Origin of the sequence: Bordetella sp. BOR01 (assembly GCF_019218885.1) — a bacterium.
Lineage (GTDB): Bacteria > Pseudomonadota > Gammaproteobacteria > Burkholderiales > Burkholderiaceae_B > Bordetella_A.
In genome coordinates this window covers 264,948-287,809 of record NZ_JAHUWT010000001.1, presented here as the reverse complement: position 1 = coordinate 287,809, position 22,862 = coordinate 264,948, and the positions used below count along the sequence as shown (strand labels likewise).

The 22,862-nt window shown below is 66.8% G+C and carries 20 protein-coding genes; 8 read left to right on the top strand and 12 right to left on the bottom strand.

The features are described 5' to 3' along the window. Positions 1–15 precede the first annotated feature (15 nt). From KW845_RS01335 to KW845_RS01300, 8 genes are all read right to left on the bottom strand, one after another. Positions 16–1,428, bottom strand: coding sequence for an MmgE/PrpD family protein (locus KW845_RS01335; protein WP_218367385.1), 1,413 nt, complete (start codon positions 1,426–1,428; stop codon positions 16–18). A gap of 17 nt (positions 1,429–1,445) precedes the next feature. Then, positions 1,446–2,717: a TRAP transporter large permease gene (locus tag KW845_RS01330; RefSeq protein WP_218367384.1), complete on the bottom strand. Its 1,272-nt coding sequence runs from the start codon at positions 2,715–2,717 to the stop codon at positions 1,446–1,448. After that, on the bottom strand, positions 2,714–3,337 hold the full coding sequence (locus KW845_RS01325) for a TRAP transporter small permease (protein ID WP_218367383.1): 624 nt from the start codon (positions 3,335–3,337) through the stop codon (positions 2,714–2,716). The genes KW845_RS01330 and KW845_RS01325 overlap by 4 nt, the downstream gene beginning before the upstream one ends. Next, the gene (gene dctP, locus KW845_RS01320; RefSeq protein WP_218367382.1) at positions 3,324–4,328 is read right to left on the bottom strand and encodes a TRAP transporter substrate-binding protein DctP; all 1,005 of its coding nucleotides are present in this window, start codon (positions 4,326–4,328) and stop codon (positions 3,324–3,326) included. Before dctP (KW845_RS01320) ends, KW845_RS01325 begins: the two co-directional genes overlap by 14 nt. Beyond that, entirely contained in the window at positions 4,325–5,947 is a 1,623-nt protein-coding gene (locus KW845_RS01315; RefSeq protein WP_218367381.1) for an amidase, read from the bottom strand. The genes dctP (KW845_RS01320) and KW845_RS01315 overlap by 4 nt, the downstream gene beginning before the upstream one ends. Position 5,948: 1 nt before the next feature. Then, positions 5,949–6,938 carry a TRAP transporter substrate-binding protein DctP gene (gene dctP / locus KW845_RS01310; RefSeq protein ID WP_218367380.1) on the bottom strand — a complete coding sequence of 330 codons (990 nt, stop codon included), beginning with the start codon at positions 6,936–6,938 and terminating at the stop codon, positions 5,949–5,951. Between the two features lie 68 nt (positions 6,939–7,006). Beyond that, entirely contained in the window at positions 7,007–7,510 is a 504-nt protein-coding gene (locus KW845_RS01305) for a MaoC family dehydratase (RefSeq protein WP_218367379.1), read from the bottom strand. 121 nt (positions 7,511–7,631) lie between these two features. Further along, the gene (locus KW845_RS01300) at positions 7,632–8,531 is read right to left on the bottom strand and encodes a LysR family transcriptional regulator (RefSeq protein WP_218367378.1); all 900 of its coding nucleotides are present in this window, start codon (positions 8,529–8,531) and stop codon (positions 7,632–7,634) included. Between the two features lie 115 nt (positions 8,532–8,646). On the opposite strand from KW845_RS01300, the gene KW845_RS01295 reads away from it, so the two are divergent. The 3 genes from KW845_RS01295 to KW845_RS01285 all read left to right on the top strand — a co-directional run bounded on the left by KW845_RS01295 (position 8,647) and on the right by KW845_RS01285 (position 12,583). After that, entirely contained in the window at positions 8,647–10,347 is a 1,701-nt protein-coding gene (locus KW845_RS01295; protein ID WP_218367377.1) for an acyl-CoA dehydrogenase family protein, read from the top strand. 99 nt (positions 10,348–10,446) lie between these two features. Continuing rightward, complete coding sequence (locus KW845_RS01290; RefSeq protein WP_218367376.1) at positions 10,447–11,424, top strand: tripartite tricarboxylate transporter substrate binding protein; 978 nt, start codon at positions 10,447–10,449, stop codon at positions 11,422–11,424. 13 nt (positions 11,425–11,437) lie between these two features. After that, positions 11,438–12,583, top strand: a complete 1,146-nt coding sequence (locus tag KW845_RS01285; RefSeq protein WP_218367375.1) for a CaiB/BaiF CoA-transferase family protein — start codon at positions 11,438–11,440, stop codon at positions 12,581–12,583. Position 12,584: 1 nt separating this feature from the next. Here the strand turns inward: KW845_RS01285 and ggt are convergent, their stop codons facing one another. Next, positions 12,585–14,339 carry a gamma-glutamyltransferase gene (gene ggt, locus KW845_RS01280; protein WP_218367374.1) on the bottom strand — a complete coding sequence of 585 codons (1,755 nt, stop codon included), beginning with the start codon at positions 14,337–14,339 and terminating at the stop codon, positions 12,585–12,587. Between the two features lie 102 nt (positions 14,340–14,441). Here ggt and KW845_RS01275 point away from each other — a divergent pair, with 102 nt between their 5' ends. Next, positions 14,442–15,332, top strand: a complete 891-nt coding sequence (locus KW845_RS01275) for a LysR family transcriptional regulator (protein ID WP_218367373.1) — start codon at positions 14,442–14,444, stop codon at positions 15,330–15,332. A 97-nt stretch (positions 15,333–15,429) separates the two neighbouring features. Here KW845_RS01275 and KW845_RS01270 read toward each other — a convergent pair whose 3' ends face one another. Next, the gene (locus KW845_RS01270) at positions 15,430–16,413 is read right to left on the bottom strand and encodes a tripartite tricarboxylate transporter substrate binding protein BugE (protein WP_218367372.1); all 984 of its coding nucleotides are present in this window, start codon (positions 16,411–16,413) and stop codon (positions 15,430–15,432) included. A gap of 223 nt (positions 16,414–16,636) precedes the next feature. Here KW845_RS01270 and KW845_RS01265 point away from each other — a divergent pair, with 223 nt between their 5' ends. Then, on the top strand, positions 16,637–17,530 hold the full coding sequence (locus tag KW845_RS01265) for an AEC family transporter (RefSeq protein WP_218367371.1): 894 nt from the start codon (positions 16,637–16,639) through the stop codon (positions 17,528–17,530). A 595-nt stretch (positions 17,531–18,125) separates the two neighbouring features. Here KW845_RS01265 and fumC read toward each other — a convergent pair. Continuing rightward, complete coding sequence (fumC, locus tag KW845_RS01260) at positions 18,126–19,517, bottom strand: class II fumarate hydratase (protein ID WP_218367370.1); 1,392 nt, start codon at positions 19,515–19,517, stop codon at positions 18,126–18,128. Positions 19,518–19,661: 144 nt separating this feature from the next. Between fumC and tsaE the strand changes: the two genes are divergently transcribed. The 3 genes from tsaE to KW845_RS01245 all read left to right on the top strand — a co-directional run bounded on the left by tsaE (position 19,662) and on the right by KW845_RS01245 (position 22,040). Continuing rightward, positions 19,662–20,198, top strand: coding sequence for a tRNA (adenosine(37)-N6)-threonylcarbamoyltransferase complex ATPase subunit type 1 TsaE (gene tsaE, locus KW845_RS01255; protein WP_218368579.1), 537 nt, complete (start codon positions 19,662–19,664; stop codon positions 20,196–20,198). Beyond that, on the top strand, positions 20,129–21,505 hold the full coding sequence (locus KW845_RS01250) for an N-acetylmuramoyl-L-alanine amidase (RefSeq protein WP_218367369.1): 1,377 nt from the start codon (positions 20,129–20,131) through the stop codon (positions 21,503–21,505). Before tsaE ends, KW845_RS01250 begins: the two co-directional genes overlap by 70 nt. A gap of 100 nt (positions 21,506–21,605) precedes the next feature. Next, on the top strand, positions 21,606–22,040 hold the full coding sequence (locus KW845_RS01245; RefSeq protein ID WP_218367368.1) for a VOC family protein: 435 nt from the start codon (positions 21,606–21,608) through the stop codon (positions 22,038–22,040). A 16-nt stretch (positions 22,041–22,056) separates the two neighbouring features. Here the strand turns inward: KW845_RS01245 and KW845_RS01240 are convergent, their stop codons facing one another. Continuing rightward, complete coding sequence (locus KW845_RS01240) at positions 22,057–22,713, bottom strand: VTT domain-containing protein (RefSeq protein ID WP_218367367.1); 657 nt, start codon at positions 22,711–22,713, stop codon at positions 22,057–22,059. Positions 22,714–22,862: the final 149 nt, after the last annotated feature.

Sequence of the window (22,862 nt, the reverse complement as noted above, 5' to 3'; positions counted from 1 at the left end):
AGGCCTGGGGCCTGTTCACCCTTCGGGCTGGCCCTGGCCCAGCTGGGCCGCCAGGGCCCGCGCCGAGCCCTGCTCCAGGCCCAGCACGCATTGCTCGATGGCTTCGGCGCGGGCGGGCGAAACCTGGCGCTGCGCGTTGTCGCGATACTTGGCGCGTATGTCATCGGCTGTCAGCGGGCGGTCTTCGGCGCCGCGGTTCACCGCCTCGCGCTCGCGCAGCGTGCGGCCGTCTTGCAGTTCGATGATCACCTCGCCGGAATAATGGCGCGGGAAGCCGCTGTCGGGGTCGTGCCGATAATCGGTAAGCGCGGCCAGGGCCAGCACGACGGGGTCGCGCAACGCAGTGTCTTCCAGGTCGTCCAGCGTCAGGCGGCCCTTGCACAAGGCGGTGCCCACCAGGTAGGGAATACTGAACTGGGCCTCATAGCTGTTGGCGGGCTTGCGCTTGGCGGCCTCGGGTTCGCATACCGTCTTGACCACCTCAGCCGGCACCAGCACCGTGATGCGGCGCACCTGCTCGGGCCGCACGCCCTGGGCGTGCAGGCGTGCCGCCGCATCGATGGCGGCATGCGTGAAGTGGCAGGCCGGCAGCGGCTTGACCGACACGCGCTGTACTTCCCACAGCTTGCCCAGGTCGGCGGTGGCCAGCGCCAGGTCATAGTCGGCATCGCCCAGGTGGCTGGCATACAGGCCGAAGCGGCCTTCATAGGCCAGCCGGGTGCCGGTATAGCCGTGCTTGCCGAAAGTGGCGGCGGTAATGCCCGCGCAGGCGGCCCAGCCTGGGTGCATGCGCTTGTTCCAGGCGCCGTCGTTCAAGAATTCCAGGCTGCCGGCCGCGGTGGACAGCGCAATGCCCTGGGCATCCACCATCTGGCGCGCGTCCAGGCCCAGCAGCCAACCGGCCGCCAGGGTGCAGCCGAAGGTGCCGATCAGCCCGGTGGGATGGAACCCCACTTGGTGGAAGCCGCCCTTGGCCACCGCGCCCAGGCGCGTGGCCACTTCCATGCCCAGCACATAGGCCGCCACCATGTCGGCGCCCGAGCGGTCGTCACGCGCGGCCAGCGACAGTACCGTGGGCAAGGCCGAGGCGGTGGCGTGGATCACGCCACGCGCATGGGTGTCGTCGTAATCCAGGCCGTGGATCAACACTCCGTTGGCCAGCGCCGCGTTGCGCACATCCATGCGCAGCCCGGTGCCTATCACCACGCTGTCGCCACCGTTGTCCAGCTCGCCGATGGCGGCCAGCGCCCGGCGCGAGAAATCGTAGCCATGCGAGGCCAGCGCGATGCCGATCGAGTCCAGCATCAGCAGGCGGGCGCGTTCGCGCACCTGGGCCGGAATGCGCGCGGCATCGAAGCCGGATGCGTATTGCGCCAGGGTTTCGGATAGCGCCAGCCCGGCGGGCGGCGGGTCTGCATTGTCTTTCATGCGATTTCTCCAGTTTGTCAGCTCAGCAGCACCAGCGACAGCGCCGGCACATACGTGATCAAGGCCAGCGACACCAGCCGCGTGGCATAGAAAGGCACCACGCCGCGCGCCACCTGTTCCACGGGAATGCGCGCGATGCCGCTCATCACGAACAGGTTCAGGCCGATGGGCGGGGTCAGCGTGGCGATCTCGACGTTGGCCACCATGATCACGGCGAAATGCACCGGGTCGATGCCCAGGTGGGTGGCCATTGGGAACAGCAGCGGCGCGGTCAGTACGATCATGGCCACGCCGTCCAGGAACATGCCCAGCACCAGCAGCACGGCATTGGCCAGCAGCAGGAACTGCCACGCCTCCATGTCCATGCGTTCCATGACGCCGATCAGCGAAGCCGACACGCCCATGCGCGCCAGGATGAAGCCGATCAGGCTGCCGCCCATGACCACCATGAAGATCATGGTGGACTGCAGGATCGATTCCTGCGATGCCTTCCACACCGCGCCCCAGTTCAGGGTGCGATACACCAGCACGCACAGCACGGCCGCGTAGCCTGCCGCCACCGCCGACACCTCGGTGGGTGTGAAGATGCCCAGGTAGATGCTGCCCAGCACCAGCACCGGCATCGACAAGGCGCCCGCCGCGCGCGGCAGGCGCCGCACGAATCCCGCCACATCCGGCTTGCCGGTGGTGGCTCCGTAGCCATAGCGGCGCGTCAGCCATGCGGTGGTCAGCAGCAACAGTGCGGCTTCCATCAAGCCGGGCACGATTCCCGCCACGAACAGGCGGTCCACCGGCAACCCCACGATGGAACCGATCAGGATGAAGCCCAGCGATGGCGGGATCATCAGGCCCAGCGTGCCGCCCACCGCCACCAGCGCGGCCGAGAAGCGCGGCGGATAGTTCTCGCGCTTCAGGCCATCGACGGTGGCCGCGCCGATGGCGGCGGCCGAGCCCACGCTGGAACCCGATACGGCGGCAAAGAACACGCAAGCCAGCATGACCGTCAGCGCCAGCCCGCCGCGCACGCAGCGCACCAGGCTGCCGATCAGCTCGATCATCACGGCCACGATATTGCCGCGCATCATCAGGTTGCCCATCAGCACGAACATCGGGATCGCCATCAGCGGATAGCTGTTGACCGACTTGAAGGCGGTCTGGGCCACCACGGTCAAGGGCACGCCGTCCACCGACATCACCAGGCCGCTCGAGACCAGGCCCATGGCCGTGCCCACGTGCGCCCCCAGCGCCAGCAGCACCAGCAGGCCCATCACGGAAAGTGCGAGTGTCATAGCAGCGGCTCCTGGCGGGTCATCGCGGCGGCAACGCCGGCATCGGGGTCATCATCGACCGGCTCGGGCGCAAACGGATCGCCCCAGCGCCACGCATACCAGGCAGCGCAGGCGTAGTACAGGAACAGGGCCACGCCCCCCACCGGCATGGCCAGGAACAGTATCCACATCGGCAGTTCGAGCGACGACTCGGACACCATGCCCATCGAATAGAAGCGCTGTACTTGCGGAATCGACGAGTAGGCCAGGATGAATGCGAACAGCATGCCGGCCGCGCACGACACCAGCCACACCACACGCTGCACGGCCCGCGGCAGCCGCTGCACCAGCAGTTCGGTGCGGATGTGGCATTGGCGAAAGCCAGCCACCCCCAGAGTCAGGAAGAACGCCCACACCATCAGGAAGCGCACCGATTCCTCGGCCCAGAAGTAGCTGACGTTCAGCGCATAGCGGCTGAAGCCTTCCAGGATCATGATGGCGGTCGCCGCCAGCGCCAGTATCGTGCCGGCCGCCAGCACCAGGCGCGAGGCCCAGCCCAGCCGGCCGAACACCGGCACGGCGCCGTCGTCGGCGGAACCGCCCTTTGGCAGCGGCGCGGATTCCAGGTCACTTGCCATCATGGATGCACTCCTTGCGGATCTTTTCCAGTTGCGAAATGGCGTCGGCGTGCTTGTTGCGGAAACCCTCGCCGGCCGATACGAACCGCTCTTTCAGCTTGTCCACTTCCGCCGGCCCCATGACGCGGTAATGGCCGCCCTGCGCCACCATCTGGTCGATCAGCGTGCGGTCCTTGGCCACGGTTTCCTGCCATTGCCGCGCGATGATTTCTTGCAGCACGTCGTGGATGACCTTGCGCTGCGCCTCGGGCAAGCCGTCCAGCCATTGCTTGTCGACCGTGACCGCCGAAGTGGCCAGGCCCATGCCCGGCGCCAGGGTGGCGTACTTGGCCGTATTGCCCAGCACGTCCACCCAGCCCGCCGGCGAAGTCATGGCCCCGTCGATGGCGCCTTGCGACAGCGCCGCCGACATCTCGGACGCCGACATCGAGATCGGGCTGGCCTGTACCGACCGCATTGCGTCCAGCATGATCTGCCCGCCGATCACCCGCACCTTCTGGCCCTGCAGGTCGGCCACCGCCTGGATGTCGCGGCCTTTCATCAGGAAGATCAGGTCGGCAGTACGCAGGAAGCCCAGCACCTGCATGCCGCGCGGTTCCAGGTAGCCCGAGATCATGCGGGTGAAGCCGTCGGCGAAGCAGGAGTTGGTCATTTCCTCGGTGGTCAGCGCGAACGGCAGGCTGGCCACGCCGATGCGCGCGTCGAACTGCTCCAGCCGGGACGACACCGGCCACACCATGTGCACCGCACCCGTGCCCAGCGCGGCCAGGCCGTCGCGGTCGTTGTAAAGCTGCGAGGCCGGGAAATACTTGCCCTGGATGGCGCCGTCAGTGCGCTTGCCGACCTCGGCGATGAATTGCTCGATGTACGGGCTGGGATTGGTGGCCAGCGGAATCTCGCTGGTGATGATCATTTCCGCGGCGTTCGCCGACGCGCCCAAGCCGATGGCCATCGCGGCGCACCACGGCGCGGCCTTGCGCCAGAATGCAGTCATGTCGTCTCCTTGGTGGCCTTGCGGCCTGGTTCCGCACCCGCCGCCGGGCGGCGCAGGTGCCAGTCAGTGACTTGCTGGAACATGCGCCCCAGCGCCAGTACGCGGTCTTCGCCCAGGGGCGGCCCCACCAGTTGCATGCCCAGCGGCATGCCGCCCGCGCCCGTGCCCACCGGCAGGTTCAGCACCGGCAGGCCCAGGTAGTTGATGCCGCGCGTCCATACCGACAGCAGGGCGAAATCGCGCTCCAGGCGGGCCTGGTCGCCGGCTTGCGTGTCCTCGACACGCGGCGCCACATCGGGCGTGGTGGGCAGCAACAGCGCATCGGCCTCGCCCTGCACCTCGCGCAGGTACTGCCGCAGGAACGGCTCGCGCAGGCGCAATGCGTCGTAATAGTCCACGCCCGGCACCAGCAGGCCGCGCGTGATGCGGCGGCGCACCTGGCGCCCGTACTGGCCGCCGTGCTCGCGCAGCCAGCGCTGGTGCAAGGCCGCCGCTTCCACCCCCAGCAGCGTGGAAGCCAGCAGGCCCGCCCGCTGCAGCAAGGGATACGGCGACGGCACGGTCACGCATTCGACCCCGCCATCGCGCAAGGCGCGCACCGCTTCATCCAGCGCGCGCCGCATATCGTCCGACAAGGGATCGTCATCGCGCCACTGCGGCACGGCCACGCGCGGATGGCGCGGCACGCTGCCGACACTGGCCACGGCATCCAGGCATGCCAGGTCGACGCCATCGGCGCCCGCCATGGCCAGGTAGGCCTGGCCGCACAATTCGGCCGAATGCGCCAGCGGGCCGATGCAGTCCAGGCTGGCCGACAGCGGCATCGCGCCGGCCATGCTGATGCGGTACTGGGTGGGTTTCAGGCCGGTCAGCCCGCACAGCGATGCGGGCAGGCGCACCGAGCCGCCCGTATCCGAGCCAATGGCCAGTGGTACGTGGCCGGCGGCCACCGACATGGCGGCACCGCTGGAACTGCCGCCCGATACCCGGTCGGTATCCCAAGGATTGCGGCCCGGCCCGTGGGCCGCATTCCAGCCGGTGGGCGACATGGCGAACTCGGCCATGTGCTGCGTGCCCAGCACCACCGCGCCGGCGGCGCGCAGACGCGCCACGATGGCGGCATCGGCGGCGGCGGGCGCGCTGCCCTGGCGCAAGGGCGACCCCCAGCCCGAGGCATGCCCCTGCCGGTCGAACATATCCTTGATGCCTATCGGCATGCCGTGCAACGGACCACGCACCCGGCCTTGCCGGCGCTCCTGGTCGCGCAGCCGCGCTTCGGCCAGCGCGCCTTCGGCATCGATATCCATCCAGGCCAGCCGGCCGGGCGCGGCCTGCTCGATGCAGTCCAGGCTGGCGCGCACCCAGGCTTCGCTGCCCTGCCCTGTTTCGGTCTCGGCCTCGGCCCGGCCTGGCACGCCGGGCCAGGGTTGCGGTGCCAGGGCGCGCAGCACCTGCCCGAACGGTGCCGCCGCCTGCGTCATGTCCAGTTCCGCGGCCTGCTGCGCCACGGCCGCGGCCAGCGCCGCCACGGCCTCGGCCAGGTCGGGCAGGTCCTGTCCATCCACGGGCAGCTTGCGTGCCAGCGCCCAGTGCCTGGCAGACTCGATCAAGTCGTCCATGTCAGACTCCGCAGCGCTTGGCGATGGCGTCGACCTGCTTGACCACGTCGCCATACTTGTCCGTATAGACCTTCTTGGCCGACTCCGCGCGCGCCTTCCACTCGGCCGAGCCGGCCTCGTCGGCCACGCGGTAGACCGACCCCTGCGCTTCCATCTGCTTGACCAGCTTGTCGTCGGCCGCGCGGGCTTCGTCCCACTGGCGCTTGATGATGTCGTTCAGGCTGTCGACCACCGCCTGGTGCTGCGACGGCGTCAGCGCATCCATCCAGTTGCGGTCGGCCACCACCGCATACGTGGCCAGCGACATGCCCGGCACATGGAAGGCGTATTTGCCGGTCTTGCCTATCATCTCGGCCCAGCCGGCCGGCGAGGTCAACACGCCGTCGATGGCCCCTTGCGCCAGCGCCGTGCTCATTTCCGAAGCCGCCATCGAGATCGGGCTGGCATCGAAGCTGCGCACCATGTCCAGGAAAATGCGCCCACCTGTCACACGCAGCTTGGCGCCCCGCATGTCATCCAGCGACTTCACATCGCGGTCTCGGAAGATGAAGAACAGGTCGGCCGTGCGCAGCAGGCCCAGCACCTGCAACTGGCGCGATTTCAGGCGGTCGGACATCAATTCGGTCAGGCCGCTGGCAAAGCAGGCGTTCTCCATTTTCTCGTCCGACAGGCCGAACGGCAGGTTCACGTAGCCCAGCCCGGGATCCAGCGTTTCCAGCCGCACCGATACCGGCCACACCATGTGCACCGCGCCGGTGCCCAAGGCCGCCAGGCCATCCTGGTCGTTGTACAGCTGCGAGGCGGGAAACACCTTTACCTGCACTTCGCCGTTGGTGCGCTTGGCCACATCCTGGGCGAATTCGTTCATGTAGCGCGTCTTCCAGTGCGATGCCGCCACCTCCGAGGTCAACACCATCTCGACGGCGCCGGCACCCAGCGGGAAGGCCAGCGCGAGCAACAGCGCCGCCCAGCGGGACAATGGGTAAAACATGGCAATACCTCCTTTGGTGAGTACTGCAATGCAGCGCGGGCGGCGCCCGCGCGGACAGGGCTTTTTTTCTATTGGTCGCCCACGCCGTGCCCGCGCTTGGGCACCAGGCAGGACCGGATGAAATTCATCACCTCGAGCCCGTCCTGGTTGTAGGCGCGGGTAAGCGTGGTGACGATGCCCTGATTGGGCCGGCTGCGCGATTCGCGCAGCTCGAGCACTTCGGACTCGGCGTACAAGGTGTCGCCGGCAAAAACGGGAGCGGTCAGGTTGATTTCCTTCCAGCCCAGGTTGGCAATGGCTTTGCCGCTGACATCGCCCACCGTCATCCCCAGCACCACCGCCACGGTCAGCCCGCTGTTGACCAGCAAGCGGCCGAATTCGCTCTGGCTGGCATGGGCCGCGTCGCAATGCATGGGATGGAAATTCATCGTCAGCAGCGAGAAGTGGATGTTGTCGGCATCTGTCAGCGTGCGGCCGGGCCGATGCTCGTACACCGCTCCCACTTCGAACTCTTCCAGGTAGCGGCCGAAACTGAATCGATACCGCTTGGGGCCGATGGTCTGGACTTCCATGCTCTCTCCTTTGTCTAGTTTGTCACTTTGTCTGGACAAATACTCGGACAAGGGCAGGGAAGCTGTCAACGACTTTTCATCGTGCGGCGCAGCAAGCGCCGGCGATGCAAGTCAGGAGGGGTCAGGCACCTGATGCAGCCCCATACTGCTGCCGCACCAGCTCCATCGCCCTGCGCAGCAGCGGCGAATCCGTGTCGCGCGGCCAGATTGCCTGGCTGACCGAGCGTGCCTGGTGCTCGAATGCAATGAAGCGCGTGCCCGCCAACCCGCTGCGGGCCAGGCAGGCCGGCACGATCGATACTCCCAGCCCCTGCGACACGAGTGCCGCCACGCTCAGCCAGTGCCGCACTTCATGCCGGATGGCCGGGTGAAAGCCGGCCGTGACACACATCGACAGCACGGTCTCGTGGTAGCTGGGCGAGGCGGCGCGAGCGAACAGAATGAAATCTTCCTGCGCCAGCGCTTCCAGCCGCACCCGCCGGCGCCGCGCCAGCGGATGCGTATCGGGCACGCACAGTACAAAGGGTTCGGCCATCAGGTCCAGCGTCTGCACCTCGGCGGGCGCCGGGTTGGCGTGGATGAAGCCCAGGTCTTGTTCGCCGCGCCGCACGGCCTCGATCTGGTCGTGCGAATTCAGCTCAGTCAAGACATGCTCGACGTCCGGCAAGGCCGCGCGCATCGAGGCCAGCAGGTCGGGCAGGCCACGGTACAGCATCGAGCCCACGAAGCCGATGCGCAGCCGGCCGCGCAACCCCGCATCGATACGCTGCACCAAAGTGCCGACGGCCTCCGACTGGCGCAGCAGCGCCTGGGCTTCGCGGTACAGCACGCGCCCCGCTTCGGTCAGCGCCACGTGCCGGCTGGTGCGCTCGAGCAGGCGCACGCCCAGCGTCGATTCCAATTGGCGTATGGCATAGCTCAACGGCGGCTGCGACAGGTGCAGGCGCGCAGCGGCGCGGCTGAAATGCCGTTCTTCGGCCACGGCGATGAAGTACCGCAGCAGGCGGGGGTCGAGATCCATGAGCAATATCCGGCAAACTATCTATACTTTATATGTATTGTTCTACACAAAAACAGTATTTGTATAGATAGATGGGCTGGGCCACCATGCATTTTCCTGCTTCCGAGCGCCCGCCATGCCCACCACACCGCCCGTCTCCGCCACCACAGATATCCCCGATTCACGCGGGCTGAACCTGTTCAGCGCCGACCCGTACGCTGCCAGCCTGTGCGCGCTGTACCTGCCGCCCGCCCTGCACGCCCATCTGCTGCCGCACCTGGACCGCCTGGGCGCCCTGGCCGGCAGCCATATCGACGAACTGGCCGCGGTGGCCGACCGGAACCCGCCCACCCTGTCGGTACGCAATCGCGCCGGGCAAGAAGAATCGCGCGTGCTCAAGCATCCCGCCTACGTCGAACTCGAACGCCTGGCGTATAGCGAATTCGGCCTGGCCGCGCTGGCCCATCGCGGCGGCGTGCTGGGCTGGCCCGAACCGATGCCGTCGGTGGCCAAATACGCGCTCAGCCACCTGTTCGTGCAGGCCGAGTTCGGTTTGTGCTGCCCGGTCAGCATGACCGACTCGCTGGCCCGTACCCTGCGCAAGTTCGGCGACCCCGCATTGGTCGAACGCGTGTTGCCGCAGGTCACTTCGCAAGATTTCGACGACCTGCGCCAGGGCGCCATGTTCATGACCGAACAGGGTGCCGGGTCCGATGTCAGCGCCACCACCACGCGCGCCGAACTGCACGACGACGGCACCTGGCGGCTGCATGGCGACAAATGGTTCTGCTCCAATCCCGATGCGGGCTTCGCCATGGTGCTGGCACGCAGCGAACCGGTAGACGGCCTGAAGGGCGTCTCGCTGTTCCTGCTGCCGCGCGACCTGCCCGACGGCACCCACAACGCCTACCGCATCCTGCGCCTGAAAAGCAAGCTGGGCACGCGTTCGATGGCCAGCGGCGAGATCCGCCTGGACGGCGCGCTGGCCTGGCTGGTAGGCGAACGCGGCAAGGGTTTCAAGCACATGGCCGACATGATCAATAACTCGCGCTTGTCCAACGGCATGCGCGCCGCGGGCCTGATGCGCCGCGCCGTCACCGAAGCCGTCTATTTCGCGCGGCATCGCCGCGCCTTCGGCAAGCGCCTGGTCGACATGCCGCTGATGCGCCGCCAACTGGCCAAGATGAACGTCTGGGCTGAACAGGCGCGCAGCATCATGTTCCAGACGGCTGCCGCGCAGGCCAATGCCGACCACGATGCCAATGCCGATGCCGCCGCCCTGACCCGCGTGCTGACGCCGCTGATCAAGTTCCGCGCCTGCCGCGACGCGCGCAAGGTGACCGGCGACGGCATGGAAGTGCGCGGCGGCTGCGGCTACATCGAAGAATTTGTCGAATCCAGGCTGGTGCGCGACGCCCACCTGGGGTCCATCTGGGAAGGCACCAGCAATATCGTGGCGCTGGACGTCTTGCGCGCCATCCAGAAAACCGATGCGCTGGCCGTGTTGCGCCGGCACGTCGATACCTTGCTGCAGGACGGCGTGGCCTGTGACCCGGCCCTGGCCGGCCAGCAACGGCACGCCATGGATGGCGCCTTCGCGCTGGCCCGGCACGCCGCCCTGGAAAACCGGCCCGACCTGGCCCGCCAGGCCGCTTCGGCGCTGTACCACGCGCTATCGCTGGCCGCGCTGCGCTGGGAAGCCCGTGCCCCCGGCCTGGCCAGCCGCGCATTGCTGGCCGACCAGGTACTGCTGCACCGCATGGCACCGCGCGACCCCTGCGCCATTCCCGCCGACGAAGACGCCGCCTGCCGCGCCTTGCTGGCCGACACCCTGTAACCCACCGCCTGCTGGCCGTTCGGCCAGCAGGTTCCACAACAACGCCCTCCGACCCGCCTGCGGGCGAGAGCGCGCCCATCGACATCTGGAGAGACAAACATGCAACGCCGTATTTTCTGCCTGGCCATGGCAGGCGCCGCCGCATTGATGTGCGGTGCCGTATCGGCCGCCGACACCTTTCCCACGCGGCCCGTGACCCTGGTGGTGCCGTTCCCGCCGGGCGGCCCCACCGATGCGCTGGCACGCCGCCTGGCCGACGGCCTCAAAGACCAGCTGAAGCAGACCGTCGTGGTGGAAAACCGCGGCGGCGCAGGGGGCAACATAGGCGCCGAATACGTCGCCAACGCCCAGCCCGATGGCTACACCATCCTGTTCGGCACGTCGGGGCCGCTGGCCATCAACGTCAGCCTGTACAAGAGCCAGCAGTACGATCCGCAAAAAAGCTTCGAGCCCGTCATCCGCATCGGGCACCTGCCCAATATCCTGGTGGTGCATCCGTCGGTACCGGCGCACAACGTGCCCGAACTCATCGCCTACGCCAAGCAGAACCCCGACAAGCTCAGCTATGCCTCGTCGGGCAACGGCGCCTCGTCGCACCTGGCGGGCATCCTGTTCAACAAGATGGCAGGCACGCAGATCCTGCACGTGCCCTACAAAGGCACCGGACCGGCCTTGAACGATCTGCTGGGCGGCCAGGTATCGATGTCGTTCACCGACATTCTCACGGCCTTGCCGCACGTGCAGGCCGGCACGCTGCGCGCCATCGGGCTGGCCAGCGCCGAACGTTCCGACGCGCTGCCCGACCTGCCCACGCTGGCCGAACAAGGCCTGGCCGGCTACGACGTCAGCGTGTTCTTCGGCATCGTGGCACCCCGCGGCACGCCCGCCAGCGCGATCGCCAGGCTGAACCAGGCCTTCGTGGCCGCGATGGCCGACCCCGGCATCAAGCAAGCCCTGCAAAAGCAGGGCATCGTCGAAGCCGACGACCAGACTCCGCAGGGCCTGGCATCGTTCATCGACGCACAAGTGCCCAAGTGGCGCACTGTCATCCAGGAAGCCCACGTGGCCATGGACTGAGGACCTATTCGAAATGCCTATTCCCATGCTGCAAGCCGGCGCCCTGGACGGGTGCCGGGTCATCGACCTGTCGCGCGTGCTGGGCGGCCCGTACTGCACCCAGTTGCTGGCCGATCACGGCGCCGACGTCATCAAGATCGAGCCTCCCGCAGGCGATGAAACACGCGGCTGGGGGCCGCCCTTCCTGGGCGACACGGCGTCGTACTTCATCGGCGTCAACCGCAACAAGCGCGGCATGGCGCTCGACCTGTCGCAATCGGCCGGCCAGGAACTGCTGCGCCGCCTGCTGGCCGACGCCGACGTGCTGGTCGAGAACTTCAAGCCCGGCACGCTGGAAAAATGGGGGTTGGGATACCAGGCATTGAGCGCGATGTTCCCGCGCCTGGTCCATTGCCGCGTCAGCGGCTTCGGCGCCGACGGGCCGCTGGGCGGCCTGCCCGGCTACGATGCCTGCGCCCAGGCCATGTGCGGCCTGATGAGCGTCAACGGCGAGGCCGACGGCGATGCCACGCGCGTGGGCTTGCCCGTGGTGGACATGGTCACCGGCCTGAACGCGGCAGTGGCAGTGCTGCTGGCGCTCAATGAACGCACGCGCAGCGGCCTGGGCCAGTTCCTGGACATCACCCTGTACGACTGCGCGGTATCGCTGCTGCATCCGCACGCGGCCAATTATTTCTACAGCGGCAAGGTGCCGGGCCGCACCGGCAATGCCCATCCCAACATCGCACCGTACGAAACCCTGCCCACGCGCAGCGGGCCGATCTTCCTGGCCGTAGGCAACAACCGGCAATTCGCGGCCCTGGCACAGGCGCTGGGCGCCCCGCACCTGGCCGGCGATGCGCGCTTTGGCAGCAACGCCGCACGCTTGCAGCACCGCGAGGCACTGCGCGGCGAACTGGCCACGTTGCTGGCCCCGCACGAAGCCGCCGCGCTGGCTGAACAATTGCTGCGGCAGGGCGTGCCGGCGGCGGCCGTGCAAAACGTTGAAGACGTGCTGCGCCATCCGCACACCCGCCACCGCGGCATGGTGCTGGAACATGGCGACTACCGCGGCGTAGGATCGCCGATCAAGCTGTCGCGCACCCCCGCCAGCCTGCGCCGGGTACCGCCCGAGCTGGGCGAGCACGACGCCGAGATCCGCGCCGAAGCCGGCAACTGAACTACTCGCCCAGCACCAGCCCCTCGCGCCTTGGATCGGTGCCGCCGATCAACGTGCCGTCCTTGATGACAATCCCCTGTATGCCGCTGGGAAACTCCACCGTCTTCACCTCGTGCTCCATGCCTTGCAAGGCCGGCATCATGTCTTCCAGGTAGGTACCGCGCTCGAGTTCGGTCGCCTGGTTGCGGCTGCCCAGGTTCGGCAGCGAGATCGCCTGCTGGATGTCCAGGTTCCAATCCAGCACGCCCACCAGGGTCTTGGCCACGTAGTTGATGATGGCGCTGCCGCCGGGCGCCCCCACGGCCATATAAGGCTCGTCATCGCGAAACACGATCATGGGCGCCATGGAACTGCGCGGCCGCTTGCCGGGCTGCACGCGATTGGCCACCAGGCGTCCTTCGGGGTCTTTGAACGACAGCGAGAAATCGGTCAGCTCATTGTTCAGCAGGAACCCCCGCACGAATATCTTGCTGCCGAATGCCGATTCGATGGAACTGGTCATCGACAGCACGTCGCCTTGCGCATCGACCACCACGATGTGCGAGGTCGATGGCACCTCGAGCGCGTCATCGGCCGCACGGCTTGCCAGCAAGCCGGCCGGGTCGCCGGGCAGCGCCGTGCCCAGGCTACGATCCGGATGGATCAGCGCGGCCCGGCGGGCCAGGTAGCCGGGGTCCAGCATCTGGCGCACCGGCACCTTGGTGAACGCGGGGTCGCCCACGTAAAAGCCGCGGTCGGCAAACGCCAGCCGGCCCGCCTCGGCGAAATAGTGCACCGCCTCGACACTGCGCGGCCCCAGCTTGTCCATGGGGAAGTGCTGCATGATGCCCAGCATCTGCAGCACGGCCAACGGGCCGCTGCTGGGCGGCGGAGCGCCGCACAAGCGATAGGCACGGTACTCGCCGCAAACCGCATCGCGCGCATGCGCGCGGTAGCCCGCCAGGTCGGCCACGCTAAGGTCGCCCGGCTTGGCATGCGCGCGCACCGCCGCCACGATGTCGTGAGCGATGTCGCCGTGATAGAACGCGTCGGCGCCCTTGTCGGCCACCCGCCGCAGCACCTCGGCGTATTCCGGATTCTTCAGCACATGGCCCACCGGCCAGGGCTGGCCATCGGAGGCATAGAAATAACGCGCGGCGGCGGGCTGGGCGGCCAATTCGGCCTGGGTAGCCACCAGCAAGGAGTGCAGGCGCGGCGAAACCTCGAAGCCTTGCGTGGCCAGCGCAATGGCCGGTTGGAACAGGCTGCGCCAGGGCAGCTTGCCTTGCTGCCGATGCGCCAGTTCCAGGCCTCGCAGCAAGCCCGGCGTGCCCACCGACATGCCATTGTTGACTGCCTGGGCAAATGGCAATGGCTTGCCATCTCGCAGGAAGCGGTCGGGCCGGGCGGCGGCCGGTGCGGTCTCGCGGGCGTCGTACACGCGCAATTGGCGCTTGGGCGCCGCGTAGTGCACCAGGAACGCGCCCCCGCCCAGGCCGGAGGACTGCGGCTCGGTCAGGCCCAGCACCAGTTGCGCGGCGATGGCGGCATCCACCGCGCTGCCGCCCGCCTGCAAAATGCGATAGCCTGCCTGCGTGGCCAGCGGGTTGGCCGTGGCCACCATGAAACGCTGCGCCGACACCGCCTGCCTGGCCGTGTAGCCCGACGCCGCTTCCGGATTGACGTTTTCGTGCGCCGCCGGGGCAACAGTCTGGCTGGCGGCGCCACCGCACAATAGCGCGATGCACCATGCGCCCACCCAGGGTCGAACACGCATCGGGGGTCTCCTGCAAAGTTACGCGGCCCCAGGCGCGGACCGACGCGGCCATTATCGCAATAGAATGCCTAGGGCCCTACCCCCTTCACTCAGTTCCCCGCCATGCGCCTGCGCCACATAGAAATCTTCGAAGCCATACGCCGGACCGGCTCGCTGACCGAAGCGGCGGCCGCGCTGCATATTTCGCAACCCGCGGCCAGCAAGCTGCTGGCGCATGCCGAGGCCCAGCTTGGCTTCAAATTGTTCGAGCGCGTCAAAGGCCGCCTGGTCGCCACGCGCGAAGCCGAGATCCTGACCCCCGAGGTCTCGCGCCTGAACCAGGACTTGAACAGCGTGCGCAGGCTGGCGGCCAGCCTGCGCGAACGCCCGCACGGCCACCTGCGGCTGGGCTGCGCGCCCGCCCTGGGCCTGGGCCTGTTGCCCCAGGTGGTGCGGGCCAGCCGCGATGCGCGGCCCGGCATCACCTTCGACATCCATACCTACCATAGCGCCGAGCTGGTGCAGGGCCTGCTGACGCGCGAACTGGACCTGGCCGTCACCTTCGACATGCACGACTACCCTGGCCTGACGCGCGCATCGCTGGGCCATACCGAACTGGTGCACCTGGGCCGCAAGCCCGGCGGCGGCGCCACCCGGCTGGCCGACCTGGTCGACGATACCCTGATCGTGCTGGACTCGCGCGACGCGTCAGGCGCTTTACTGCAAATGGCGTTGGATGCGCAAGGCCTGGATCCCGACGTGGCCATCCAGGTGCAGACTCACTATGTGGCGTGCGCGCTGGCCGAAGCGGGCTGCGGCGAGGCCATTGTCGATGCCATCACGGTGCGCGCCATGCTGCGGCCCGGCATGGTGGTGCGCCGCCTCGATCCGCCGCTGAAAGTGCCGCTCAGCATCCTGACCCGCACCCAAGATCCGTTGTCGGCCTTGCACCGGGAATTCATCGAGCGGCTGCGCCAGGCTTGCGACGACCTGGCCCAGCAGCTTCCGGCATGACGCGGTTTGCCGCCGCTCAGGCAGAAAAACGGGCGCCGCAGGCGCCCGTGTGCTGTGCGGCCCCGGCCAGGCCATCGGCCCGGCCGTCGCGCGCGGCTTAGTTGAGCGTGATGTTGCTCTTCTTGACGATGTCCTTCGCCCAGTCGTATTGCTCTTGAATTTCCTTGGCGAACTCTTCCGGCGTATTACCCGACGGTGCCGAACCCTGCTCGTCGAGCACCTTGATGACCTTCGGGTCTTTCAGGGCCACCACGGCGGCATCGCGCAGCTTGTTCACGATGTCCATCGGCGTGCCCTTGGGAGCCAACAGGCCATACCACACCGGCTGGTTCAACTGCGGGTAGCCAGCCTCTTTGAAGGTAGGCACGTCTTTGATGGTGTCGATGCGCTCGGGCCATGCGATGGCCATGGCGCGCAGCTTGCCGGCCTGGATCTGCGGCATGGACGACGGCAGGTTGTCGAACAGGATCTCGATCTGGCCGCCGACAGCGTCGGCCACGGCCGGGCCCGAACCCTTGTAGGGCACATGCACGATATCGGTACCGGTGGCGATCTTGAACGACTCGCCCATCAGGTGCAGCACGCCGCACGTGCCCGAGCTGCCGTACGAATACTTGCCAGGGTTCTTCTTCAGTTCTTCCAGGAAGCCCTTGAAATCCTTGGCCGGGAACTTGGGATTCACCGACACCACGTTGGCGGTGTTGGCGAAATTGGTGACCGGCTGGAAGTCCTTGATGGGATCGTAGGGCAGATCTTTGGGACGGCACGCCGAGTTCACGGCCATGGTCGACACGGTGGCGATCGACAGCGTATAGCCATCGGGTTCGGCACGGGCAGCTTCGGCTGCCCCGATCGCGCCGCCGGCGCCGCCCTTGTTCTCGACGACCATGGGCTGGCCCAGTTCCTGGCTCATGCGCTGGGTGACCAGGCGCGCGATGATGTCAGTGGAACCGCCTGGCGCGAACGGCACGATCACGCGGATCGGCTTGCTGGGAAAGTCGGCAGCGGCGGCAACGGATGTGGCCGCCAGGCCGGTCGCCAACGCAATGGCCGAGGCCAAGGTACGTGCTTTGATCTTCATTGTTGTATTTCCTCCAGGTGCGGGCCCCCCGTATGGGAGCCGATGATGCAGGCTTCAGCGAACCGCCGATAAGCCGATCGCTGCAAAAGCAGGCGAGCGAAGTATATGAAATCCAGCGTGCTTATGGCGCACATGCTCTGCCGAATTCGGGGAGAATAGCAGCAAAACGGCCGCCCGGTGCGGCCGAAATATGCGGTATTTTCCCCAACTTTTCACAATTTTCATGTCGGTTGCTCTGCTGGTCTTGCCGGATTTCCTGCTGGTCGCCCTGGGCTGGCTGCTGCGCCACAAACTGGGTTTCAATCGCGAGTTCTTCGCCGGCCTGGAACGCATGGTGTATTTCGTGCTGTTCCCGGCCATGCTGTTCCAGGCCATTTTGCGCACCCCCATCAGCGCCGGCAGCGCCTTGTTGCTGCTGCAGGCCACGGCCGCGGTCGTGGCCGCCGGCGTCGCGCTGGCCTGGCTGGGCGGCCTGGCCCTGCGCGCCCAGCCATTGGCGCTGGCCTCGGCGGCACAGTGCGGCTACCGCTTCAACACATATATCGGGCTGGCGCTGGCGGTCAGCCTGGGCGGCGCGCACGGCCAGACCACCATGGCGCTGATCGTCGGCTTTGCCGTCCCCATCGCCAATATCGTGGCGGTCTACAGCCTGGCACGCCACGGCGGCAGCAACCTGCTGCGCGAACTGCTGCGCAACCCGCTGCTCATGGCCACGCTGCTGGGCCTGGCCGGCAACCTGGCCGGCCTGCAATTGCCCGGCCCGATCGACACCGTGCTGGCGCGCCTGGGCGGTGCATCGCTGGCGCTGGGCATCCTGTGCGTGGGCGCCAGCCTGTCATGGCAAGGCGGCCGGGGCCATGGCCGCCTGATCGCCTGGATCCTGGCCGTCAAGCTGCTGGTGCTGCCCCTGGCCGCCCTGGGCGCGGCCCGCCTGTTCGGCCTGCCGCTGGCCGAATCGCGCATGCTGCTGCTCTTCGCCGCCCTGCCCACCGCATCCGCCACCTACGTCCTCGCCATGCGGATGGGGGGGGATGGACGCATGGTGGCGTTGCTGGTGTCGTTGGGGACGTTGATGTCGGTGGTGACGATACCTGCGTGGCTGGCTGTTGCTGGGTAATGGGAGGGTAGTTCTTTTGGCGTCCGGTCGTGGGGGCGGGCCTGTCTCGGCTTCACGGTGCCGTCCGGGCGCCCCGAGGCGGACGGGGTTCTTGCCTGGTGATGGGGCGCCATCGCTCCAGAAGAAAAAAGTATGGGCCGGCCATCCAAGTCGCCCTGCGCGACTTGGATGGCCATTCGGGCGGTGACGTGCGTAAGGGTGTTTGAAGGTAATGCTGCGGCCACCCTGCTGACACGCTCATCCCTGACGGCTGACACAACGCATGGCGTACGAACGCGCGCTAGCGACAAACTCACGCCTGTCGCCGCGCGAAAGCCATCGGGCGCCGCGCAGGGCGGCGTCCGATGGCGGCCCGCACTTTTTTCTTCTTCCAAGACGGACAGGCCGACGAAGCTCAAGAACCCCGCTCGTCCCAGCAATGAGCAAGTGATGAACCATCGCGAGTCGGCGCGTGGGCCGGGCGGTGGCCGCGGCGCCTCGGTGCCGGACCCGGGCGCGCGGGGCGCCCGGACGGCACCGTGAAGCCAAGGCCACCGCCCGGCCCGCGCGCCGACGCTAAAGAACCAACCACTCCACCACCAATGAGGCAACCCGCTCACCGCCCAGCGTTAGTCATATCCCCAGGCACCACCCATTCGCCAAACTGCTCCTCCGTCACAAACCCCAACGCCAGTGCCGAATCCTTCAGCGACAAGCCTTCCTTGTGGGCTTTCTTGGCGATCTGCGCGGCCTTGTCGTAGCCGATGTGGGGATTCAACGCGGTCACCAGCATCAGCGAACGGTCGACCAGTTCGGCGATGCGTTCGCGGTTGGGCTCGATGCCGGCCGCGCAATGCTGGTCGAAGCTGGCCATGCCGTCGGCCAGCAGGCGCGCCGATTGCAGGAAGTTGTGGATCACCAGCGGCTTGAACACATTGAGCTCGAAATTGCCGCTGGCCCCCCCGATGTTGATGGCCACGTCATTGCCCATGACCTGCGCGGCCAGCATGGTGATGGCTTCGCATTGCGTGGGGTTGACCTTGCCCGGCATGATCGAGCTGCCCGGCTCGTTCTCGGGAATGCTGATCTCGCCCAGGCCCGAACGCGGGCCGCTGGCCAGCCAGCGCACGTCATTGGCGATCTTCATCAGGCCGGCCGCCAGCGACTTCAGCGCCCCATGCGCGAACAGCAGGGCTTCGTGCGAAGCCAGCGCCTGGAACTTGTTGGGTGCCGACGCGAACGCCGAACCCGTATCGTGCGCCAGTTCGGCGCACACCTTGGCGCTGAACTGCGGATGCGCGTTCAGCCCGGTGCCCACCGCGGTGCCGCCGATGGCCAATTGATGAAGCCCCGGCAGCGTGGCCCGGATCTGCTGCTCGGCCAGGTCCAGCTGCGCCACGTGGCCGGACAGCTCCTGCCCCAGCGTCAGCGGCGTGGCGTCCTGCAAATGGGTGCGGCCGATCTTCACGATGTCGTAGAACGCCGCGCTCTTGGCCGCCAGGGTGGCGCGCAGCGCCTTCAGGGCCGGCAGCAGGTGATGTTCGACCTGCAGGGCCGCCGCCACGTGCATGGCCGTGGGAAACGTGTCGTTCGACGATTGCCCGCGATTGACGTGGTCGTTCGGATGCACCTTGCGGGCTTCGCCACGTTCGCCGCCCAGCAATTCCGAGCCGCGGTTGGCCAGCACCTCGTTCATGTTCATATTGCTTTGCGTGCCCGACCCCGTCTGCCAGACCGACAGCGGGAATTCGTCGGGCCAGTCGCCGGCGATGACTTCGTCGGCCGCGCGCACGATGGCGTCGGCGATCTTGCCATCCAGTTCGCCCAGCTCGGCATTGACCTTGGCGGCTGCGCGCTTCAGGCGCGCCATGGCGGCCACCAGCGGCACCGGCATGCGTTCGGTCGAAATGGCGAAGAACTGCAGCGAGCGCTGCGTCTGCGCGCCCCACAGGTGATCGGCGGGTACCTCGATGGGGCCGAAAGTATCTTTTTCGGTACGCGTATTCATGACGTGGATATTCCTGGCAGAAGCCGGGCCGGCAAGGGCCGCGGGCGTGGCTCAAACGAGAATAAAAATCAGTACGATGATAGCAGACGGGCTGCTTCCTATAATCCGGGCACGTTCACCCTGTTTTACCACTCGATCCCCGCCATGTCCGTCCCGCTGCGCAGCCTGACCCTGTCATTGCCCGACGAAACCGCCACCGACGCGCTGGCCCGGCAATTCGCGCCTTTGGTCACCGGCGCACACGGCCACCCGCCGGGCGGCCGTATTCACCTGCAAGGCGAGCTGGGCGCTGGAAAAACGGCTTTTACCCGGGCTTTGTTGCGCGAATGCGGCATAACGGGCCGAATCAAAAGTCCCAGCTATGCGCTGCTTGAATCTTATAAAGTTTTTAACTTATACTTCTATCACTTTGATTTCTATAGATTTAGTGATTCGCGTGAATGGCTGGACGCGGGATTCCGAGATTTACTGCGTGATGACGCAGTCGTCCTGATCGAATGGCCCGAGCGTGCCGAGGGGGTTCTGCCCCCTCCGGACATGCAGATTTCCCTGGTTTATGCCGACCCGGGCCGCGAGGTCACCCTGACTGCCTTTACCGCACGAGGACAAACATGGTTGAACGCGATTGTCCCTCCGCCCCAGGTGCCCTCTCCGCCAGCGGCACCCTCCGCCGACGCCTGATCAGCGTCGCCACCACCCTGCTCGTCCTGCCGGTCATTCCGCGGCTGGCGCACGCTGCCACGATCCTGGCGGTGCGTACTTGGCCGGCCGACGAATACACACGCGTCACGCTGGAACTCGACAGCGAACTCAAGGCTGAACATTTCACGCTGGAAAACCCGCACCGCCTGGTGGTCGATATCGAAGGCCTGCAAGTCAGCACCGCGCTGAACCAGCTCGTTTCCAAGGTGCGCCCCGACGACCCGTACATCCAGACCCTGCGGGTGGCGCAGAACCGCCCCAATGTCGTGCGCCTGGTATTCGACCTGAAGCAGGCGGTGGCGCCCCAGGTGTTCACGCTGAAGCCTGTTGCCGACTACCAATACCGCCTGGTGCTCGACCTGTACCCCAAAGTGGCGCAAGACCCGCTGATGGCCATGCTGAACAAGCAGGCCGGGCCCGACGTCGACGATCCGCTGGCGCGCATCCTGGAAGACATCGCGCGCAATCCCGTCACGCCCACGGCCCCCGCGCCGCAAGCCCAGGGCCAGAAGCCCCCGCCCGCCATCGCCATGCCCAAGCCGGCCCCCGAGCCGTCCCGGCCCTCGCGCCGCAAGCGCATGGTCACCATCGCGATCGATCCGGGCCACGGCGGCGAAGACCCCGGCGCTATCGGCAAGAGCGGCCTGCGTGAAAAAGACGTGGTGCTGCGCATCGCCCGCCGCTTGAAGGCGATGATCGATGACCAGCCCAATATGCGCGCCTACCTGACGCGCGACGACGACTACTTCGTGCCGTTGCACGTGCGCGTGCAGAAAGCGCGCCGCGTACGCGCCGACCTGTTCATTTCCATCCATGCCGACGCCTGGATCAAGCCCACCGCCAGCGGCTCATCGGTATTCGCGCTGTCGCAGCGCGGTGCCTCCAGCACGCAGGCGCGCTGGCTGGCCAACAAGGAAAACGCGGCCGACCTGATCGGCGGCGTCAACCTGGGCAGCCACGACAAGCAAGTGGCCAAGGTGCTGCTCGACCTGTCCACCACCGCGCAGATCAACGATTCGCTGCGCCTGGGTGCCGCGTTCCTGGACGAAATCAAGAAAATAAACCGCCTGCACAAGCGCGATGTCGAGCAGGCCGGCTTTGCCGTGCTGAAGGCCCCCGACATTCCATCGATCCTGGTGGAAACCGCCTTCATCAGCAACCCGCGCGAAGAAGAGTTGCTGCGCTCGACCAGCCACCAGCAAAAGCTGGCCATGGCCATGATGACCGGCATCCAGCAGTATTTCGTCGCGAATCCCCCGCTGGCGCATATCGCCGACGCCAGCTGAGGCGCCGGCGCGGCAGGGGTAACAATTCATCAAAGTCCGGCTCTGCCCGGCTTTCCTGCTTCTATGATGGAAACTCCAACCGCCAGGAAGGAGTATCCCCATGAACGCGAATACGGCCGGCGATCCTCCGCGCCTTTTCCCCACGCTGCGCTGCCAGGACGCCGAGGCCATGATCCGTTGGCTGATCGAGGTATACGGCTTCACCGAACATGTCGTCTACCGGCACGCGGGCACGGTGCAGCATGCCGAACTGGCCATGGGATCGTCGATCCTGATGCTGGGCCAGCATCGCGATGATGCCTACGGCAAGATGGTGGGCGGCCTGGACGGCCGCCGCACCGATTCGCTGTACGTAGCCGTGGACAACCCCGACACGCTGTACGACAAGGTGAAGGCAGCCGGGGCGCAGATCGAATCCGAACCCAACGACACCAGCTACGGCAGCCGCGAGTTCTCGTGCCGCGACCCGGAAATGAACCTGTGGACCTTCGGCACATACTGGCCCAAGGTCGGCAGCGGCCCCGGCCAGGAATGACCGGCAGCGGCCGCGCTCAGGGCTGCGGGCCGCTGCCGCCCCGCCGGCGCCCGCGCACCAGTTTCACCAGCCCCGCCACGGCCAGCGGCACGATGGCGGCCGCCAGCCCCAGCAGCACGATAGTGTTCAGGTGCTCTTTCACCAGCGGGATATTGCCGAAGAAATAACCCGCCGTGATCAGGCTGGCCACCCACAGCACCGCCCCGCTGACGTTGAACAACTGGAAGCGCAGTACGTTCATTTCGGCCACGCCGGCCACGAACGGCGCAAAGGTGCGGAAAATGGGCAGGAAGCGCGACATCACGATGGTCTTGCCGCCATGCTTTTCATAGAACATGTGCGTGCGCAGCAGCGCCGCACGGTCCAGGAAGCGCACATTCATGGTGAACACGCGCGGCCCGATGTAGCGGCCGATGGCATAGTTGACGGTGTTGCCCGTAACGGCCGCCACGATCAGCAGCACGCCCAGCAGTACCGGGTCCAGGCTGCCGGTGGCGCCGAAAGCGCCCGCGATGAACAGCAGCGAATCGCCCGGCAGGAAAGGCAGCACCACCAGCCCGGTCTCGGCGAAGATGATCAAGAACAGGACCAGGTAGACCCATGCCCCATATTGTTCGACCCAGACTCCCAGCGTCTGGTCGATATGCAACACCATCTGGAAAAATTCGAGCATGCAATAACCGTGTGAATAGCGTGGCGGGCGCCGCGTCGCGCGCGGTGATCGGCATGGCACGCCGCCCTGTTTATCCGACGCGAACCGGCTTCGACTATAGCGCACCGGCGCGGCACGCTGTCGGTGCCGGGGGCCATGCCGCCTGGGGC

Coding starts and splice junctions, on each gene's coding strand:
- KW845_RS01300 (WP_218367378.1), bottom strand. CDS start 8,531: ATGGATCTCGACCCCCGCCTGCTGCGGTACTTCATCGCCGTGGCCGAA.
- KW845_RS01315 (WP_218367381.1), bottom strand. CDS start 5,947: ATGGACGACTTGATCGAGTCTGCCAGGCACTGGGCGCTGGCACGCAAG.
- tsaE (WP_218368579.1), top strand. CDS start 19,662: ATGTCCGTCCCGCTGCGCAGCCTGACCCTGTCATTGCCCGACGAAACC.
- KW845_RS01285 (WP_218367375.1), top strand. CDS start 11,438: ATGCCTATTCCCATGCTGCAAGCCGGCGCCCTGGACGGGTGCCGGGTC.
- ggt (WP_218367374.1), bottom strand. CDS start 14,339: ATGCGTGTTCGACCCTGGGTGGGCGCATGGTGCATCGCGCTATTGTGC.
- KW845_RS01270 (WP_218367372.1), bottom strand. CDS start 16,413: ATGAAGATCAAAGCACGTACCTTGGCCTCGGCCATTGCGTTGGCGACC.
- fumC (WP_218367370.1), bottom strand. CDS start 19,517: ATGAATACGCGTACCGAAAAAGATACTTTCGGCCCCATCGAGGTACCC.
- KW845_RS01295 (WP_218367377.1), top strand. CDS start 8,647: ATGCCCACCACACCGCCCGTCTCCGCCACCACAGATATCCCCGATTCA.
- KW845_RS01250 (WP_218367369.1), top strand. CDS start 20,129: ATGGTTGAACGCGATTGTCCCTCCGCCCCAGGTGCCCTCTCCGCCAGC.
- KW845_RS01245 (WP_218367368.1), top strand. CDS start 21,606: ATGAACGCGAATACGGCCGGCGATCCTCCGCGCCTTTTCCCCACGCTG.
- dctP (WP_218367380.1), bottom strand. CDS start 6,938: ATGTTTTACCCATTGTCCCGCTGGGCGGCGCTGTTGCTCGCGCTGGCC.
- KW845_RS01240 (WP_218367367.1), bottom strand. CDS start 22,713: ATGCTCGAATTTTTCCAGATGGTGTTGCATATCGACCAGACGCTGGGA.
- KW845_RS01305 (WP_218367379.1), bottom strand. CDS start 7,510: ATGGAAGTCCAGACCATCGGCCCCAAGCGGTATCGATTCAGTTTCGGC.
- KW845_RS01325 (WP_218367383.1), bottom strand. CDS start 3,337: ATGATGGCAAGTGACCTGGAATCCGCGCCGCTGCCAAAGGGCGGTTCC.
- KW845_RS01265 (WP_218367371.1), top strand. CDS start 16,637: ATGTCGGTTGCTCTGCTGGTCTTGCCGGATTTCCTGCTGGTCGCCCTG.
- KW845_RS01275 (WP_218367373.1), top strand. CDS start 14,442: ATGCGCCTGCGCCACATAGAAATCTTCGAAGCCATACGCCGGACCGGC.
- dctP (WP_218367382.1), bottom strand. CDS start 4,328: ATGACTGCATTCTGGCGCAAGGCCGCGCCGTGGTGCGCCGCGATGGCC.
- KW845_RS01330 (WP_218367384.1), bottom strand. CDS start 2,717: ATGACACTCGCACTTTCCGTGATGGGCCTGCTGGTGCTGCTGGCGCTG.
- KW845_RS01335 (WP_218367385.1), bottom strand. CDS start 1,428: ATGAAAGACAATGCAGACCCGCCGCCCGCCGGGCTGGCGCTATCCGAA.
- KW845_RS01290 (WP_218367376.1), top strand. CDS start 10,447: ATGCAACGCCGTATTTTCTGCCTGGCCATGGCAGGCGCCGCCGCATTG.